The organism is Bacillus sp. BSL6, from assembly GCF_052928345.1.
This window is the reverse complement of the sequence record NZ_JAVGCW010000004.1, coordinates 441,488-456,856: the sequence shown is the minus strand read 5'-3', so window position 1 is coordinate 456,856 and position 15,369 is coordinate 441,488. Positions and strand designations below refer to the sequence as shown.

General features: G+C 34.3%; 18 protein-coding genes and 1 pseudogene. 15 read left to right on the top strand and 4 right to left on the bottom strand.

Going from position 1 to position 15,369, the window contains the following annotated elements:
* The first annotated feature begins 38 nt into the window (after positions 1–38).
* The gene (locus RCJ96_RS16525) at positions 39–950 is read left to right on the top strand and encodes a DMT family transporter (protein ID WP_074608530.1); all 912 of its coding nucleotides are present in this window, start codon (positions 39–41) and stop codon (positions 948–950) included.
* Positions 951–968: 18 nt separating this feature from the next.
* On the opposite strand, the gene RCJ96_RS16520 is transcribed toward RCJ96_RS16525, so the two are convergent.
* Entirely contained in the window at positions 969–1,436 is a 468-nt protein-coding gene (locus tag RCJ96_RS16520) for an NUDIX hydrolase (protein WP_270796432.1), read from the bottom strand.
* A gap of 96 nt (positions 1,437–1,532) precedes the next feature.
* On the opposite strand from RCJ96_RS16520, the gene RCJ96_RS16515 reads away from it, so the two are divergent.
* Genes RCJ96_RS16515 through RCJ96_RS16500 form a run of 4 tightly spaced genes read left to right on the top strand, consistent with a single transcriptional unit; the run spans position 1,533 to position 4,334 of the window.
* Positions 1,533–1,940 carry a DUF3980 domain-containing protein gene (locus RCJ96_RS16515; RefSeq protein ID WP_042990604.1) on the top strand — a complete coding sequence of 136 codons (408 nt, stop codon included), beginning with the start codon at positions 1,533–1,535 and terminating at the stop codon, positions 1,938–1,940.
* A 17-nt stretch (positions 1,941–1,957) separates the two neighbouring features.
* Positions 1,958–2,428, top strand: a complete 471-nt coding sequence (locus tag RCJ96_RS16510; protein WP_074608527.1) for a GNAT family N-acetyltransferase — start codon at positions 1,958–1,960, stop codon at positions 2,426–2,428.
* A 49-nt stretch (positions 2,429–2,477) separates the two neighbouring features.
* Positions 2,478–3,368, top strand: coding sequence for an AraC family transcriptional regulator (locus tag RCJ96_RS16505; RefSeq protein WP_270796435.1), 891 nt, complete (start codon positions 2,478–2,480; stop codon positions 3,366–3,368).
* Between the two features lie 24 nt (positions 3,369–3,392).
* Positions 3,393–4,334 carry a serine hydrolase domain-containing protein gene (locus tag RCJ96_RS16500; protein WP_416504098.1) on the top strand — a complete coding sequence of 314 codons (942 nt, stop codon included), beginning with the start codon at positions 3,393–3,395 and terminating at the stop codon, positions 4,332–4,334.
* A 154-nt stretch (positions 4,335–4,488) separates the two neighbouring features.
* Here RCJ96_RS16500 and RCJ96_RS16495 read toward each other — a convergent pair whose 3' ends face one another.
* Entirely contained in the window at positions 4,489–5,244 is a 756-nt protein-coding gene (locus RCJ96_RS16495) for a CPBP family intramembrane glutamic endopeptidase (RefSeq protein WP_416504099.1), read from the bottom strand.
* Positions 5,245–5,471: 227 nt separating this feature from the next.
* Here RCJ96_RS16495 and RCJ96_RS16490 point away from each other — a divergent pair, with 227 nt between their 5' ends.
* Positions 5,472–6,509, top strand: a complete 1,038-nt coding sequence (locus RCJ96_RS16490) for an SDR family oxidoreductase (protein WP_416504100.1) — start codon at positions 5,472–5,474, stop codon at positions 6,507–6,509.
* 59 nt (positions 6,510–6,568) lie between these two features.
* On the opposite strand, the pseudogene RCJ96_RS16485 reads toward RCJ96_RS16490, so the two are convergent.
* Positions 6,569–6,724: pseudogene (locus RCJ96_RS16485) on the bottom strand (DUF4240 domain-containing protein); the annotation flags it as partial.
* A gap of 181 nt (positions 6,725–6,905) precedes the next feature.
* On the opposite strand from RCJ96_RS16485, the gene RCJ96_RS16480 reads away from it, so the two are divergent.
* On the top strand, positions 6,906–7,373 hold the full coding sequence (locus tag RCJ96_RS16480) for an NUDIX hydrolase (RefSeq protein WP_416504101.1): 468 nt from the start codon (positions 6,906–6,908) through the stop codon (positions 7,371–7,373).
* Positions 7,374–7,394: 21 nt separating this feature from the next.
* Complete coding sequence (locus tag RCJ96_RS16475; protein ID WP_416504102.1) at positions 7,395–8,039, top strand: alpha/beta hydrolase; 645 nt, start codon at positions 7,395–7,397, stop codon at positions 8,037–8,039.
* Positions 8,040–8,085: 46 nt separating this feature from the next.
* Here the strand turns inward: RCJ96_RS16475 and RCJ96_RS16470 are convergent, their stop codons facing one another.
* A complete protein-coding gene (locus RCJ96_RS16470) occupies positions 8,086–10,029 on the bottom strand; it encodes a GTP-binding protein (RefSeq protein WP_416504103.1) in 1,944 nt (647 codons plus the stop codon).
* A gap of 264 nt (positions 10,030–10,293) precedes the next feature.
* On the opposite strand from RCJ96_RS16470, the gene RCJ96_RS16465 reads away from it, so the two are divergent.
* From RCJ96_RS16465 to RCJ96_RS16435, 7 genes are all read left to right on the top strand, one after another.
* Positions 10,294–10,722 (top strand): MarR family winged helix-turn-helix transcriptional regulator, encoded by a 429-nt coding sequence (locus tag RCJ96_RS16465; RefSeq protein WP_000204165.1) that lies wholly within the window; start codon positions 10,294–10,296, stop codon positions 10,720–10,722.
* A gap of 18 nt (positions 10,723–10,740) precedes the next feature.
* A complete protein-coding gene (locus RCJ96_RS16460; RefSeq protein WP_000185385.1) occupies positions 10,741–11,379 on the top strand; it encodes a nitroreductase family protein in 639 nt (212 codons plus the stop codon).
* Between the two features lie 38 nt (positions 11,380–11,417).
* Positions 11,418–11,711, top strand: a complete 294-nt coding sequence (locus tag RCJ96_RS16455; RefSeq protein WP_000583810.1) for a putative quinol monooxygenase — start codon at positions 11,418–11,420, stop codon at positions 11,709–11,711.
* Between the two features lie 143 nt (positions 11,712–11,854).
* Entirely contained in the window at positions 11,855–12,787 is a 933-nt protein-coding gene (locus tag RCJ96_RS16450) for an AAA family ATPase (RefSeq protein ID WP_270796450.1), read from the top strand.
* Positions 12,784–13,893: a DUF58 domain-containing protein gene (locus RCJ96_RS16445; protein ID WP_074608507.1), complete on the top strand. Its 1,110-nt coding sequence runs from the start codon at positions 12,784–12,786 to the stop codon at positions 13,891–13,893. Before RCJ96_RS16450 ends, RCJ96_RS16445 begins: the two co-directional genes overlap by 4 nt.
* A 15-nt stretch (positions 13,894–13,908) precedes the next feature.
* Entirely contained in the window at positions 13,909–14,643 is a 735-nt protein-coding gene (locus RCJ96_RS16440) for a signal peptidase II (RefSeq protein WP_270796452.1), read from the top strand.
* A 194-nt stretch (positions 14,644–14,837) separates the two neighbouring features.
* Positions 14,838–15,344 (top strand): DUF3902 family protein, encoded by a 507-nt coding sequence (locus RCJ96_RS16435; RefSeq protein ID WP_049110800.1) that lies wholly within the window; start codon positions 14,838–14,840, stop codon positions 15,342–15,344.
* Positions 15,345–15,369 lie beyond the last annotated feature (25 nt).

Below are 15,369 nucleotides of genomic sequence, written 5' to 3'. Positions count from 1 at the left end.
CCAATTTTACTATGCTAAATATGGAAGGGGAGATTCGGATGAAACGATGGCAAATGGAATGGCTCCTAGTATCAGTAGCGTTAGTATGGGGAGCAAATTATACAATTGGAAAGTATGGCGTGGCATTTATGTCATCCATTCAATTTAATAGTTTACGATTTTTAGTAGCATCACCGGTATTATTACTTATTACATTTTTAATGGAACGCTCATTACGCATTGAAAGAAAAGATTGGCTGCGATTAGTAGCAGTCGGTATCGTTGGTACGACAATGTATCAAACGATGTTTATGCTATCTGTGAAATATACTTCAGCAACGAACGCCTCATTATTAATTGCGATGTCACCTATATTTACAGGGATATTAGCAGTATTGCACAAACAAGAACGCTTTTCGATGAAAGTACAAATAGGTTCAATAGTAGCCTTTATTGGTGCCGCATTCGTTTTATTAACAGGCCATACAGGAGGAGCTACTTACGAGTATGCATGGCTCGGAAATATAATTGGATTAGTCGCAGCAATTGCGTGGGGATGGTATCCAATATTAGCACAACCTCTTATTACAAAATACTCCGCAATGAGAGTCACATCTTGGTCTACTTTAATTGGAATTGTACCTCTCGTTATATATTGTTTATTCAACGTAAACACATTAACGTGGCCAGTAGACATGCTAAGCTGGGGGTCTCTAGCATATTCAATCGTCTTCGCGACAATCTTCGGACTTGCGATGTGGTATGTCGGTATTAGTCAAATAGGCTCAACGAAAGTAATGGTATATATGTATCTTGTACCGTTGTTCGCAGTTATTTTTGCGGCAGTAACAATAGGGGAGCAAATCAATATGATGCAACTGGTTGGCGGACTTATTATCTTTGTGGGTCTATATGTTGTAAAAAAAGGTGGAATCAAAAAGCCAGCTCTCAATTTGAAAAAGGTAAGCTAACAGTAAAAAGGATCTCTTTCATATAGAAGGAGATCCTTTTGGTTTTTGTAATAAAAGCGCTTGTTCAACAGCCCATTTTTGATGATCATGAATGAGAAGCTCTACAGCAAGTAAAGGAGACATCCACCGCAAAACATGATCTTCCTCACAGTTTTCAGTTTGTGTCTGCACCATGTTCGCAATATAAAAGAACCCATCGTTTAAATAATAAGTATCTTCTTTTTCCGCATAAAAATATCGCATTGCATTACCGATATATTGATTAATTTCAATTGCCCATCCTAATTCCTCTAGTAGTTCACGATGTAAGCATTCATCTTTTGTTTCGGTACCTTCCATACCGCCACCAGGTAAAAAATAACGGTCTCCTTTTTGGATAATAGCAATGTTTGAAGAAGTTGAGTTAAAAATAATTGCATAACAACTAGGCCGTAATACATATTGCTCAGTAGGCTTTTTATAGCCAAAAGTAAGTTTAGATATCATAAAACACGTCACCTCTCTATAAAATACATAAAATAGATAATAAGGTAAAAATGGAATTGTATAAGTATAATCTTACGAGATTGGAGTGATAACAAAATGATAAATCGAAAGTGTTCGCGCTGTAAAGAAATAACAGGTACATTGCACGGTGGTAAAAAAATTAAGGAAGAATTTTTATGTGAAGACTGTTTGCAAAAAGGAATTGCGAGTGGGGAAATCGAATTATCACAAGTGGAAGAAAAACAAACTTCATATCTTTCTATAAAAATATTAAAAATAATGAGTGTGATTTATTTAATAGGATCAATTTTAATGGCTTTTTCAACTGGTCCATTTATACATAATCTTGGGTTTGATGAAATATCTATTTCGGGATCGGAATTAGGTTTAATAAGTATTGTTATGTTAGGTTCTATATTTCAGTCAGTTCTTGTATTTTGCGGGATATGGGTATTTATCCTTTTAGTAGAAACAGTCATTAAAATTTATGAAAAAATGAAGTGAGTGAGAGGGAGAAACGTATGCGAGTAAGAAACATCCAAGGGGAAGATTATGTAAAGATTCATTCTGTTTTAAATGATTGGTGGGGCGGGAGAGACATGGCTGCTATGTTGCCAAAATTATTTTTCGTTCATTTTCAAGAATCAAGTTTTATCATTGAAGAAGATGGCGAAACGTTAGGTTTCTTATGCGGATTCTTTTCGCAAACGCATAAAGAGGAAGCGTACGTTCATTTTATCGGGGTAAATCCGAAGTATAGAAGAAGAGGAATCGCATCGACATTGTATTCTTATTTCTTTGATGTCGCTCGTGCAAATAACCGTAAAGTTGTAAAAGCAATCACATCACCAGTTAATAAAAAATCGATACAGTTTCATAGGGAGATTGGCTTTCAAATTGAGGCTGGGGATGATGAAGTAGAGGGTGTATCGGTACATACAAATTATGATGGGAACGGCGGTAGTAGAGTTTTATTTTTGAAACATGTGTAAAAGTAGGCTAGCGAAAAGTTAGCCTTTTTGTTGTGAGGAGATAACAAGTATGGAGAATAAACAAAGTAGAAATGAGTATGTAAGACGCATACATAAGGTTCAAGATTATATAGAATCCAACATCGATAGTTCACTATCTATTGAAGAGCTAGCCGATGTAGCAGGATTTTCTAAATATCATTTTCATCGGATTTTTAAAGGAATAGTAGACGAGCCGTTATCCCGGTATGTGAATCGCTTGAAGTTAGAAAGGGCAACGAACCTTCTTACATACCGTTCGGATATGACGGTTACTGATATCGCTTACCATTTTGGTTTCACAGATTCAGCAGTTTTCTCCCGTACATTTAAAAATTATTACGGTGTAAGTCCGTCTCAATATCGAAACCATAATAGCAAGAATTGCAAAGACGTAAGAAGAACTTCTCAATACAATGAATGTAAGAAGGTTCGAGGAAATGTTGAAATTGTAACAGCGGACGATATAAACGTCGCATACATAAGACATATCGGTACATATAGGGAGTTAACTATAGCTTTTCCAAAAATGATAGAGAAATTATTTCATTACGCAGCTAAGCAAAACTATCATGTATTTGAGGATACGAAAGTATTAACCATTTACCACGATCATCATGAATTTACTGAGGACTATCATTTAAGAACAAGTTTATGTATAACAATTCCGGATGCGTCCGCAGTAGAAGCGAGTGATATTGGAATAATGCTAATACCTTCTGGAAAGTATGCAGTAGGGCATTTTGAAATATTCCAAGATGAATATAAAGGAGCATGGGATTTTATATACGGTGAATGGCTACCAAATAGCGGATATAAACCGAGAGATGCGTATCCTTTTGAAATGTATAAAAATGACCCAAGGCAGCACCCAGAAAATAAACATATAGTTGATATATATGTACCCATCGAACCTTTTTAATTATAGGTTAAAGGGGAAGGAATAATGAAAACTGCTGAAAAGTTAGATCAGATTATAAAAGAAGAATATGAAAATATGAATGGTATGTTAGTAGCGCAGAAAGGTAATATTATTTTTGAAAACTATTATAACGGGCATGGTCCAGATGATGCATTTCATGTAGCGTCAGTTACAAAAACGATAATCTCTGCGCTAATTGGGATATGTATAGATAAGGGCTATATAAAAAGCGTTGATCAAAAAGTAATAGAGTTTTTTCCTGAATATAAACGTAAGGCATCTGAAATAACAGTGCGACACCTACTTACAATGACAGCTCCATATCCTTTTGTAGACTGGCAGGAACCGTTAGAAGAATTATGTACACAACCAGACTGGGTACAGTATACACTTCATAGAATTGGGAACGGCGGAGAGATTGGATCTTTTAAATATTCATCTGCAGGAGCGCATGTACTATCAGCAATTATCACGAGTACAACAGGAAAAAGTGCGCGTGAATTTGCGAATGAACAGCTATTTCGGCCACTCGGTATGAGAGAAATTCCAAACTACAATATGAAAGCGTTTGGATTTGATGACTTATTCGGAAAAGATGTAAAAGGATGGGTTCATGATCCAAATGGTATTTCGACAGGTGGCTGGGGACTAACGTTAACAGTTAAAGATATGGCTAAGTTTGGACAGATGTATTTGAATGAAGGTATTCATAATGGAAAACAAATTCTATCAAAATCATGGATAAAAGAATCGACAACAATGAACCAAAATCAATATGGTTACTTATGGTGGTTACGAGAAGAAGATGGAATCTTTTCATACTGTGCAATGGGTGATGGTGGGAATATGATTTGTTGTATTCCAGAGAAGGAATTGGTAGTGGTGATTGCGTCTGAAATTATACCGAATGCAGGGGATAGATGGGAATTGATTAAAGAGTGCATATTTCCTCATTTAAAAGATTAATATAAGTGTTGTAAGAACAAAATTGTTCAACTAAGATTATAAAACTTCAACACCTATACGATTATTAAATAATTGCAAGGTGTTGAAGTACTTTATAATCTATTAAAGCTGCTTTCAACTAAAAGAAGAAACATCTTTTTTCTTAGCTGTTTAACTATTTTTTAACCTTGTGAAGTATAAGATACATCGTGCCCAGCACAATTACTAGTAAGGTAAATTTAATTAATTCTATTAGGCTGGCATCCCACTTGTTTTGTACGACATCTGTTAAATAAAATACATTAAACATACCATGTAAAATTGCGGGTGATATTACAGAACCGCCATATTCTCTCGTGTACGTTAAAATTATAGATAATATAAATAATAAAGAGAGATAACTTAATATTCCTAGAAGCTGAAACTCATAATTTTTATAAAAGATTGCTATTGGTAAATGCCATGAAGACCAAAGTAAAGCTATAATAATAGCTGTTTGCATGAATGAATATTTTTTTCGTAAACAGTAATGAAAATTCCCACGCCATATAATCTCTTCTAATAATGCAGATAAAGATCCGACTGTAAGACCAACGAGCAAGAGAAATCCTAACTCATTCCAATGATTATATAAGAACTTTATATCATAAATATAAAAATAAAAATGAAGGCATAGTCCTAGAAGTAGTGGAAATAAAATGGAGAAAATTAGTGTTTTTATTTTTGGACGTGAAATTCCAAATGTATGAACTATTTTTTGTTTCTTATATAATGTTTGAAATAAAATAACAGCTAAAAGTGGAACAACCATTGTAAACCCCAAATAATTACGACCATTTTCTATGTTCAGCAAGATGATATATACAAGTGATGTGAGAAAATAAATACATAATGTTGAATGATAAACTATGTGTTTATTCATATTCTTCACCTGCCTAAGTATGTATAAGTAGTTAATCGAATATCCGATATTTTAATTATATATGAAATGGAAATCGACAGAATGAATATTTCCATATTATTGTTTTTAACATAGAAAAAGTGTCGAAATTATATATATTGAACTTGTAGAAAAAATTTAATTATCCTCCGTAACTTTTCACAACAAAAAATCGTTAAACAAAAGAATAGATTTTTTATTACGAATGGGGGAGAACCATGAGAATTCTAATACTAGGCGGTACACGATTTTTAGGCAGAGCTTTCGTAGAAGAGGCGTTGAAAAGAGGGCATGAAGTTACATTATTTAACCGCGGAACAAACAAAGAAGTTTTTCCTGAAGTGGAACAGCTTATCGGTGACAGAAATGGTGATGTATCAAGTTTAGAAAATCGAAAATGGGACGTTGTCATAGATACATGTGGATTTTCTCCACATCACATTAGAAATGTTGGAGAAGTACTTAAAGATAATATTGAACACTATATATTCATCTCAAGCCTTTCCGTATATAAAGATTGGATTCCACATCATATAAAAGAAGACTATATATTACAACCTGAACCGACGGAAGAGCAAATAAAGGCTGTAGAGAATGGTGAAATATCTCCTTATGAGCATTATGGTGCGCTGAAAGTATTATGCGAAAAAGAAGCAGAGAAGTATTGGCTGGGGCGTGTTTTACACGTAAGAGCAGGACTTCTTTCAGGAATGTTCGATTATACAGATCGACTTCCATACTGGATTCAGCGTGTAGCAAAAGGAGGAGAAGTGTTAGTTCCAGGAAGAAAAAAACGTCCAGTGCAGATAGTTGATATAAAAGATGTTGCATACTTTGGACTCAACATGGCAGAAAAAAATAAAGCAGGTATATTCAATGTTACAGGTCCGAATGATGATTTGACGATGGAAGAACTATTAAATACGTGTAAAAAGGTTACGCATAGTGATGCTGGATTTGTTTGGGTAGACGAATCGTTTATGAGTGAACATAATGTGCAGCCTTGGACAGAGATGCCTTTATGGATTCCGGAAACTTTTCCATTAGAAGGGGAAACGAAGCCGTGGAAAGGTGGATTTTCAATTAGTGTCGAGAATGCTGTGAAAGAAGGGCTTACTTTTAGAAGAATAGAAGAGACAGTTACAGATGTGTATGAGTGGATGAAGAGCACAGACGAATGGGAATTAAAAGCAGGTATTTCAAGGGAAAGAGAAAAGATGTTATTGGATAAGCGGTATGAAAAAAAGAGAGTTTAAATAAGAATTTTGTGAAAAAAGGACTCTGTTTATTGGTTAAACAGAGTCCTAATATGAATCTACCACTCAATCGGTTCTTCCCCATACATCTCCCATAGCTTAGGAAACATCTTTTTTAAACCTTCTTCATCGTCTTCATCCCAGTCAAATTCAAAATCAACATCGTCGAATTCTTCATTAGATAAGACATGGTAAAGTGTAAAGTAAGTATCATCATGTTTTTCTAGTGTGCAATGTGATTGTAACATATGTATATGCACTTGTAATGATGAAAAATAAGAGTTTAGAAAATTCGAAAATGATTGAATGAAGTGAATAAATTTAGTAACCTTATTTGTACAGTAATTACATAATTGTTTTGTGATAATTTGATATTTATATAAAGGGGTGTTACGGATGGATCTTACGTTTAAATTAGAGGAAACATGTTTTAATTACCGAGTCGGAGCAATTTGTAAACATGATAATAAAATACTCATTCTGCAAGGTGACGGTGAAGGTTTTTGGTATGTACCCGGCGGAAGAGTGAAAATGCTAGAAAATAGTGAAGATGCGTTAAAACGAGAGCTTGCTGAAGAGTTAGCGGTTTCTATTGAGATAAAGAGATTATTATGGTCAGTAGAAAATTTCTTTACACTTTCTGAGCGAAAGTTTCATGAGATTAGTTTTTATTATAAAGTAGAGCTACATGAATTACCTGCAAATGGAGCGGATCAATATATTTTGGAAGAAGAGGGTAGAACGTATTTGTTTAGATGGGTGCCAGTAGAAGAACTGCATACATATAACTTACAGCCTGCATTTATAAAAGAGAAAGTAAAGGATATAGCAGTACATACAGAACATATCGTTTTACAAAAATAAACGTATTCGGAGGGAAAAAGGGTGAAGGGGACTAAAAAAGAGGTACATATAAATGACAAAGTAATTCGTTACACACATATCGAAAAAGGTTCTAGTACGGTTTGCTTTATGTTCTCAGGTTCAGGATATAATTACGATAAGCCGTTATTTTATTACGCGACGATGCTTATGCTTGAACATCAAATTGATGTTGTACATATTCATTACTCTTACGACGAACAGGTAATGAATAAACCAATAGAAGAACTAACGAAAGTAATGATGAATGATATTAATCCTATAATGAATGAAGTATTAAAAGATGAGCAATACAACGAGACGATGTTTTTAGGGAAGTCACTCGGAACAATTCCGATTGCAAATGATTTAATGAGAAGAGACAATTTTTTAAAGTCGAAAATGATAGTACTTACACCTTTACTAACTTTTGAATCTATTTTTGATTCTATTTTACATAGTCGTCACGAAGGGCTTTTAGTTATTGGGGATAAAGATCACCATTATAATGCAAATCAAATTGATCAGTTATATAAAACGAATTTAACGATTGACGTTGTCAAAAATGCAAATCATTCTGTAAATGTTGGGGAATATGAAACAGAGAATTCAATTGAAGCACTAGCAAAAATAATAGAAAAGCTTCAAGAAGTTGTTGGGAAAAAATAACTTATCAATACATGCAAAAAGAGGTGCAATTTGCACCTCTTTTACTTTAATAAGCCTTCAACACATGGAGCAAATAATCTTTCCGGTTCAGCGGATTATAATCAACACGTTTTCGAGTAGGGAAGGGAGGTTTCAGTTTTGTGAAACCAGCTGGCTTCGTTGTAAATATGCCTTCTCCTTCTGTAAAGGAATGGAGCATGCGTTTAAAATTCTCTGTTTTTGCAACAGGTAATGAACCTGTTAATTGATAAGAATCATTATTGAATATAGGCTCTGCAAAAGTCGCTGGAATGGCAGCGAGCTTATACATTGCGGTACTAATTGCATGCTCTGGTACAGTTAATTCAAACTCATTTACTGGTTCATATACATATGTTTCAGCTTGCTTTAAAGCATCCATTAAAACGAGCGGCGTTAAGTTTCTAAAGTCACTCGCTGTTGTAACAGGACTAGCATAACCTGTATGCGTTAACGTGACAGAAATGTCCGTAACTTCCCATCCATATAAACCTTGTTTTAACGTTTGAAATACAGTATCTTCAATCGCTTTATGAAATGCTAAAGGTAGTGAGCCAAGTTCAACGCCTAATTTATATGTTATGCCAGAATTAAGTTCACCACGCTCGACTTTAAAGCCAATTGTTGCGTAAAAAGGATTCGCTTTTTCACCCATCACTTCAACGGAATTCCCAATGCCAATTGGTTTCTCCATACATACAACTCGCGTACCTGAAAAAGTAACCTGCAAATTATATTTCTCAAAAAGTGTCGTTTCAATTACTTCTTTTTGTACTTCACCGAACAGGCGAATGTATAGTTCGTTATGAACATCGTCTTTCCACACTTGAATGAGTGGATCTTCTTCACATAGTTCCATAAGTGCAGCGTATAAATCATGAATTCGTTCTTTAGGTACTGCATCAATGGCTGCTTCCATTTGTGGTTCGGCAAAGTGAATATCTTTTATATAATCGGTCCGTTTACCGATAATATCACCAATTTTTATATCGCTTAGTCCCCACACTTTACAAAATTCTCCACAAGGAACGATAGTAGATTGAACAGCATTTCCGTTATGAAACATGCACATTTTTTTAATCTTTTTCTTATGTGGTAGAGACTGATCGCGCTGTATATGAACATATTTTCTAACGTGTAAGTTACCAGAAAAAACTCTTACATATGCAATCTTTTCCCCAGAAGGTTCACGTTCAATTTTAAAAACAATACCGGACAATTCTTCATCTTGAGACGGATTATTAGCTGGAAGTAAGGATGGAATATTTTCAAGTAGTTCAGTTACTCCTATACCCGTCAGTGCTGAACCGAAGAAGATCGGATACAGATTTGCTTGTTGTATTTGTTTTTCAAGTTCTTCTCTTAATAGTGTGTCCGTTACGATTTCGTTATTTATAAATGACTCAAGTAATGATTCATTATAAGGTGCTAATCGTTCTATACAATCGTCATATGATTTATATTCAATAATACGAGCTTCCTTTGTTCCTTCATTTTGGACAGAATAGAAGGGGAATGTTTCATTTGAAAGAATCGTTTTTATTTGCTTTACAACTTTTTCAGTATTTGCACCACTACGATCAATTTTATTAACAAATAAAATCGTCGGTATGTTGAGTTTCTGTAATGTCTGCATTAAAATCTTCGTTTGTGCTTGCACACCCTCAACGGCAGAAATAACTAAAATCGCACCGTCCAAAACGCGGAATGATCGCTCCACTTCAGCGATAAAATCAGCGTGTCCAGGTGTATCAATGACATTTACTTTTACATCATCAATAAAGAAAGAAACGACAGATGCTTTAATCGTAATTCCGCGTTGTCTTTCTAATTCCATTGAGTCAGTTTGCGTACTTCCGCTATCAACTCGGCCAACTTCTTTAATCACATTCGTTTCATAAAGAATACGCTCAGTCAAACTCGTCTTGCCAGCGTCTACGTGCGCGACAATCCCTATATTTATTGTTGTCATATATCAATATCCTCATTTCATTTTCCATTTTCATATCCTCATTTCTATTTGTGTATTGCCGCATTATAATCACTCTCCAGTCATTTAAATTATTACTATTATAATGTAATTTACATTTTTTGTAACGCTACAAAGCGCCTTAATTTGGAAAAAATAAAATAAAAACAAAATGCTTGCATTCTAAATCGATATAGATTATATTAATTGACATATCAACTATTGATACATCAAATGTTTTTGTTTTGATTGTAAAGGAGGGGTAATGTGACAAGTTCATGCTCAAAAGAAGCGATTATTTTATATAAATTACACTTTCTAAATAAAGAAGTAAGTTCGAAATTTGAAGGGTGTACGGGTATGAGCCAGTCTCGATTAGAGCTTATACTTCAGTTATTTGAAGTAGGTGAAATTAGTCAAAAAGCACTTCAGCAAGAAGTGAACATTGATAATGCCGCGATAACGAGGCATTTAAAACAGCTAGAAGCAAACGGAATGATTGTAAGACGTAAAAATCCAGACGATAACAGAATTACGTTAGTTTCTCTTACTGAAGAGGGACGAAATAAAATTCAGGCGTTTCAAGAGGAAAAAGAACGTTTTGCAGCATCGGCATTTAAAGGATTAAGTGAAGAAGAACGCGACAATCTTTTAAATATGTTAATTCATATTCAAGAAAACATAAAAGAACTTTAAAAAAGGGAGAATACAACTATGACTAACTCAGTAAAAACAAATGATTTTAACGAAATTTTAACAGGACGTCGTTCGATTCGTAAATACGACCCATCAGTGAAAATTAGCAAAGAAGAAATGACAGAAATTCTTACAGAAGCAACACTTGCACCATCTTCAGTAAACATGCAGCCATGGAGATTCGTAGTGATTGAAAGTGACGAAGCGAAAGCAACACTTGCGCCACTTGCGAAATTTAATCAATCTCAAGTAGAAACTTCTTCAGCAATGATCGCTTTATTTGGTGATTTAAACAACTTTGATAACGCAGAAGAAATTTACGGTACAGCAGTAGAGCGCGGTTTCATGCCAGCAGAAGTAAAAGAAGACCAGATGAAAAAACTTTCAGCTTACTTCTCAATGGTTACACCAGAAGTAATGAAAGATACTGTACTTATTGATGGTGGTCTTGTAGCAATGCAATTTATGCTAGCAGCTCGTGCTCACGGTTATGATACTTGTCCAATTGGTGGTTTTGAAAAAGACCAAATCGCTGAAGCGTTCGGATTAGATAAAGAACGTTACGTACCAGTTATGTTAATTTCAGTCGGAAAAGCGGCTGACAGTGGTTACCAATCAGTACGTCTTCCAATTGAAAAAGTTGCAGAGTGGAAGTAATTTTAAAGAAATAAGTGAAATATGAGAGGGGAAACACCATGATTATTATTCACGCAATATTTCAAGTAGATCCAGCGAAACAACAATCATTTTTAGAAGAAATTCATCCGCTAATTCATAGTTCAAGAGAAGAAAGTGGAAATGTGTCTTATGATTTATATAAAGATACAGAAAAAGAAAATGTGTATACGATGGTAGAAGTATGGAAAGATGAAGTAGCGGTTGCGAGTCATAATACGAGTGAACACTTCACATCTTTCGTTAGCAAAGCAAAACAGTATTTAACTGCTCCTCTTGATATAAAAGCTTATAATGGAGAGTTAGTGAAATAATGAGAAAGATGACTTTAGCTTATAGTGCTAAGGTCATCTTTTTTATTTTGACAGGAATATATTTACTTTTATCGTAATGTGTTATAATTTGGAAAATAATAATTCTTAATTTTCAGAACAAAAGAAAATGGGGGGATAAATAGATGAACACATTAAAGAAAATCACTAATAATATTTCGAAAGTTATTATAGGAAAAGATGAATCCATAGAACTTGCAGCCATTGCTCTAATAGCAAAAGGACATATTTTATTAGAAGATGTACCGGGGACAGGAAAAACAACACTAGCGAAAAGTTTGGCTAAAAGCGTGGACGCAAAATTTCAAAGAATACAATTTACAGCAGATACTTTGCCCGGAGATGTTATTGGTCTTGAATATTTTAATGTGAAGGAATCGGATTTTAAAACGAGGTTAGGTCCTATTTTTGCAAATATAGTATTAGTGGATGAAATTAATCGGGCTGTACCGAGAACACAATCTTCGTTACTCGAAGTTATGGAAGAGCGTACTGTTACAATTGCAAAACAGACGCATTCATTACCAGAACCTTTTTTAGTAATTGCAACGCAAAATCCTCTTGAATCTGCGGGTACATTTCCTTTACCTGATGCTCAATTAGACCGATTTTTACTTACGATTCGCCAAGGTTATCCTACGAGAGAAGCTGAAAAGGAAATGATGAATCGGTTTCAAACGAATGATCCGTTAGAAACGTTACACCCTATTATTTCAAGTGAAGAAATTATTATGATGCAAAAGCGTGCAAGAGAAGTGTTAGTAGGAAATGATGTGCAAGATTATCTTCTTGAAATTATTGAGGCAACGCGTAAGCATGAGCTAATTGAAATTGGTGTAAGTCCGCGGGGGACGTTGGCATTTATGAGAGCGATTCAAGCACGGGCTATATTAAATGAAAGAGATTACTGTACGCCAGATGATGTAAAACAACTTGCTGCTTCCATATGTGCTCATCGTTTAACGTTAACAATTGAGGGAGAGATGAAAACGACGAAAGAACAAATTATGAAAGAAATTCTTCATACGATTAATGTGCCGGTGGAGAATGTACGATGAATCAACAGCTTGTGTATACACCTTTAGCGGAGCCTTTCGTAATAGGAGTTATGTCAGTTGTAGCCGTTATTTTAAGTGTATTTTCAAGTAATCTACTCATATTATCTCTCGTATTTTTGTATGTAATTTTAATAGGTGCTATGTATGTATATATACGTAAAGTATCTCGTGTTCAATGGGAATACAGTCAAGGGAATTCGAACGTTTTTATAGGTGAAACGAACAGATGCAAAATAAAAATTTCAAACAAATCAATTTTTCCTATTTTTAATGTTGTATTTCGATTTAAATGTGAAAATAAGCTAACTTGGAATCATGATGATATAAACAAAAATCATAGTACAGGTTCAAATTATTATATGAATTTTAATTTAAAAGGAAGGGAGTCAGTTTCATTTGATTTGCAAGTTGTAGCGTTAAAAAGAGGCATCGCGAAATGGGAAGAAGTTGAAATTGTGATTACCGATCTCTTTGGATTTATAACGAACCATATCACATATAAACAAGTTGATACGCCCTCTTATTTAGTCTTACCAGCTGTTCCGAAAATACAAGTTCCGGAATTACAAGAATGGTCACGAGGATTTCGAAAAGCGATGTCTTCACCCTTATATGATGAAACGAAAGTAATGGGAGTAAAGTCTTATGAAAATGAGGATTTTCGTTCCATCCACTGGAGTGCAACGGCGAAAACGGGGACGATAACTGCGAAAAAGTATGAGCGAACGCAATCAGATAAATACGCGATTTATCTCAACTTGCAAAATAAAAGTGGTGTTTCTTTGCGAAATGATACAGAGGAACTAATCGAATTAACGGCGGGTATATGTAAACAATTGCTCATGCAAAACTGTTCATTTGAAGTATGGATCAATAGTGTAAAAGATAACGGTTTGCTACATATAAAAAATGGGGATAATCGGAAACACTTGCAAAATGTATTAAGGGTACTTGCCTCGATATCAGACCAAGATACGCCTGTATCTTCTTCTTATTTTTACACAGCAGGCTTTCGTCGAAAGGAACTGGATGCGGTTCCTTTAATCCTTGGTACTTCACCAAAGAAATACAGTAGAACGAATAAATGGATTGTAATGAAAGAATAAGAAGGGGCTTATGTCATGGCGAATAAAAAGCGACATATGAAAGTGAAGTTATGGGGTGTAAGAACTTTAATCATACTTTTCTTTGCGATTAGTGCGATAACGTTATCACAAGGTGTTGTGTATGTACAAGACATAGTAAAAGGGCTTTTTTCTAATAAGACGGAGATAATATCAGAAAGAAATTATGATTTTACTAGTGTAGACGCACAGTTTGATGAACCTGAAAGAATTATAGATGAAGAAACAGGAGTTGTAGATACAAGAACGAAAATAGATAGGGAAATTCCACTTTTTGTACGAAAAAATTCATGGACTGATGTGTTTTCTGTTCTTTCAAATTCATGGATTAGTGTCATTTTTTATGTAATTATTGCAGTGGTCATTTTATATGCTGTTTATAAATTAATGAGGAAAAAGGTAACGAAATCAGAAATAGAACAGGATAAACAATCGATAAAAAAAGAAAATACGGATAGAACCGAAAAGAACAAGAAAGTGATGCATCAGTTTGAACAGCCGTTACCTAAAGATACGATAAGGAAAACATTAGTTGAATGGGAAAGAACTTTACCATTTCACGAACAGAGAAGGTCCTATGAAACGATGCAACAATGGTTAAGCAGAATTTGTAGAACGAGGGATATTATTCCGATATATGAGTCTGTCCGATATGGAGAAAAGACATATACGGAGTTAGATGTGGAAGAAATAATGAAGTGGGTAGAGGGAGATGGGAAGGTGGATACGTAAATATCCACCTTTACTTTTTTGTAGAGAAATTTGATTATCATGAATCATTTTCATATATAAAACTGCCTCCAAATAAGAAAATGAAATTAACTGTAAATTAACTTTATTTACTTATACTTCATTACATGTTAACCTATACTTAATTTTTATAAATTATAATTAATTTTTAAGTTTTTTAAGGGTGTGAAAATGTAATGAAATCGGTATTAAAAAGCATACTTATTTCCTTTGTTTTTTCTGCTGTAAGTATGTGTTGGTTGCTGTTCTTATTATTTAAAGGGGACGGAGACTGGTTATTGTCTTGGGTAGGCGTATTCATGGCATATTTATCTTTGTATACTTTAATAGATTTATATTGTAAAAATACATACGATAAAAAAATAAATAAATGGCTTATAAAAACAGCGGTGACTAGCTTTAGTTTTGCGGTATTAGGAATCTCGTTTTGTATCATACACGAGCTATTAACACCATGGAGTCTCAGTTTAATGGTGTGGTATTGGTTGGTAATGTTAGTGTTATTTTTAACGACCATAATCTCATTAGTCAGTCTCGTATTTGTGAATCGTAAAAATCACAATTTCACCAGTGGATATAGAATGCTCATACTTCTAAATATATTTCTTACATTAGGTCCAGTATTATGGCCACTATTACTTTCTATTATTGGAAATGGAATGAATGCTAGTGCAGGCTGGTAAAAATGAACTTAGATTAGTTGTGTAA

Bases quoted from the DNA above. Each gene is read 5' to 3' on its own strand.
- RCJ96_RS16490 (WP_416504100.1), top strand. From the start codon at position 5,472: ATGAGAATTCTAATACTAGGCGGTACACGATTTTTAGGCAGAGCTTTC.
- RCJ96_RS16515 (WP_042990604.1), top strand. From the start codon at position 1,533: ATGATAAATCGAAAGTGTTCGCGCTGTAAAGAAATAACAGGTACATTG.
- RCJ96_RS16435 (WP_049110800.1), top strand. From the start codon at position 14,838: ATGAAATCGGTATTAAAAAGCATACTTATTTCCTTTGTTTTTTCTGCT.
- RCJ96_RS16520 (WP_270796432.1), bottom strand. From the start codon at position 1,436: ATGATATCTAAACTTACTTTTGGCTATAAAAAGCCTACTGAGCAATAT.
- RCJ96_RS16470 (WP_416504103.1), bottom strand. From the start codon at position 10,029: ATGACAACAATAAATATAGGGATTGTCGCGCACGTAGACGCTGGCAAG.
- RCJ96_RS16480 (WP_416504101.1), top strand. From the start codon at position 6,906: ATGGATCTTACGTTTAAATTAGAGGAAACATGTTTTAATTACCGAGTC.
- RCJ96_RS16445 (WP_074608507.1), top strand. From the start codon at position 12,784: ATGAATCAACAGCTTGTGTATACACCTTTAGCGGAGCCTTTCGTAATA.
- RCJ96_RS16510 (WP_074608527.1), top strand. From the start codon at position 1,958: ATGCGAGTAAGAAACATCCAAGGGGAAGATTATGTAAAGATTCATTCT.
- RCJ96_RS16505 (WP_270796435.1), top strand. From the start codon at position 2,478: ATGGAGAATAAACAAAGTAGAAATGAGTATGTAAGACGCATACATAAG.
- RCJ96_RS16440 (WP_270796452.1), top strand. From the start codon at position 13,909: ATGGCGAATAAAAAGCGACATATGAAAGTGAAGTTATGGGGTGTAAGA.
- RCJ96_RS16450 (WP_270796450.1), top strand. From the start codon at position 11,855: ATGAACACATTAAAGAAAATCACTAATAATATTTCGAAAGTTATTATA.
- RCJ96_RS16460 (WP_000185385.1), top strand. From the start codon at position 10,741: ATGACTAACTCAGTAAAAACAAATGATTTTAACGAAATTTTAACAGGA.
- RCJ96_RS16455 (WP_000583810.1), top strand. From the start codon at position 11,418: ATGATTATTATTCACGCAATATTTCAAGTAGATCCAGCGAAACAACAA.
- RCJ96_RS16500 (WP_416504098.1), top strand. From the start codon at position 3,393: ATGAAAACTGCTGAAAAGTTAGATCAGATTATAAAAGAAGAATATGAA.
- RCJ96_RS16525 (WP_074608530.1), top strand. From the start codon at position 39: ATGAAACGATGGCAAATGGAATGGCTCCTAGTATCAGTAGCGTTAGTA.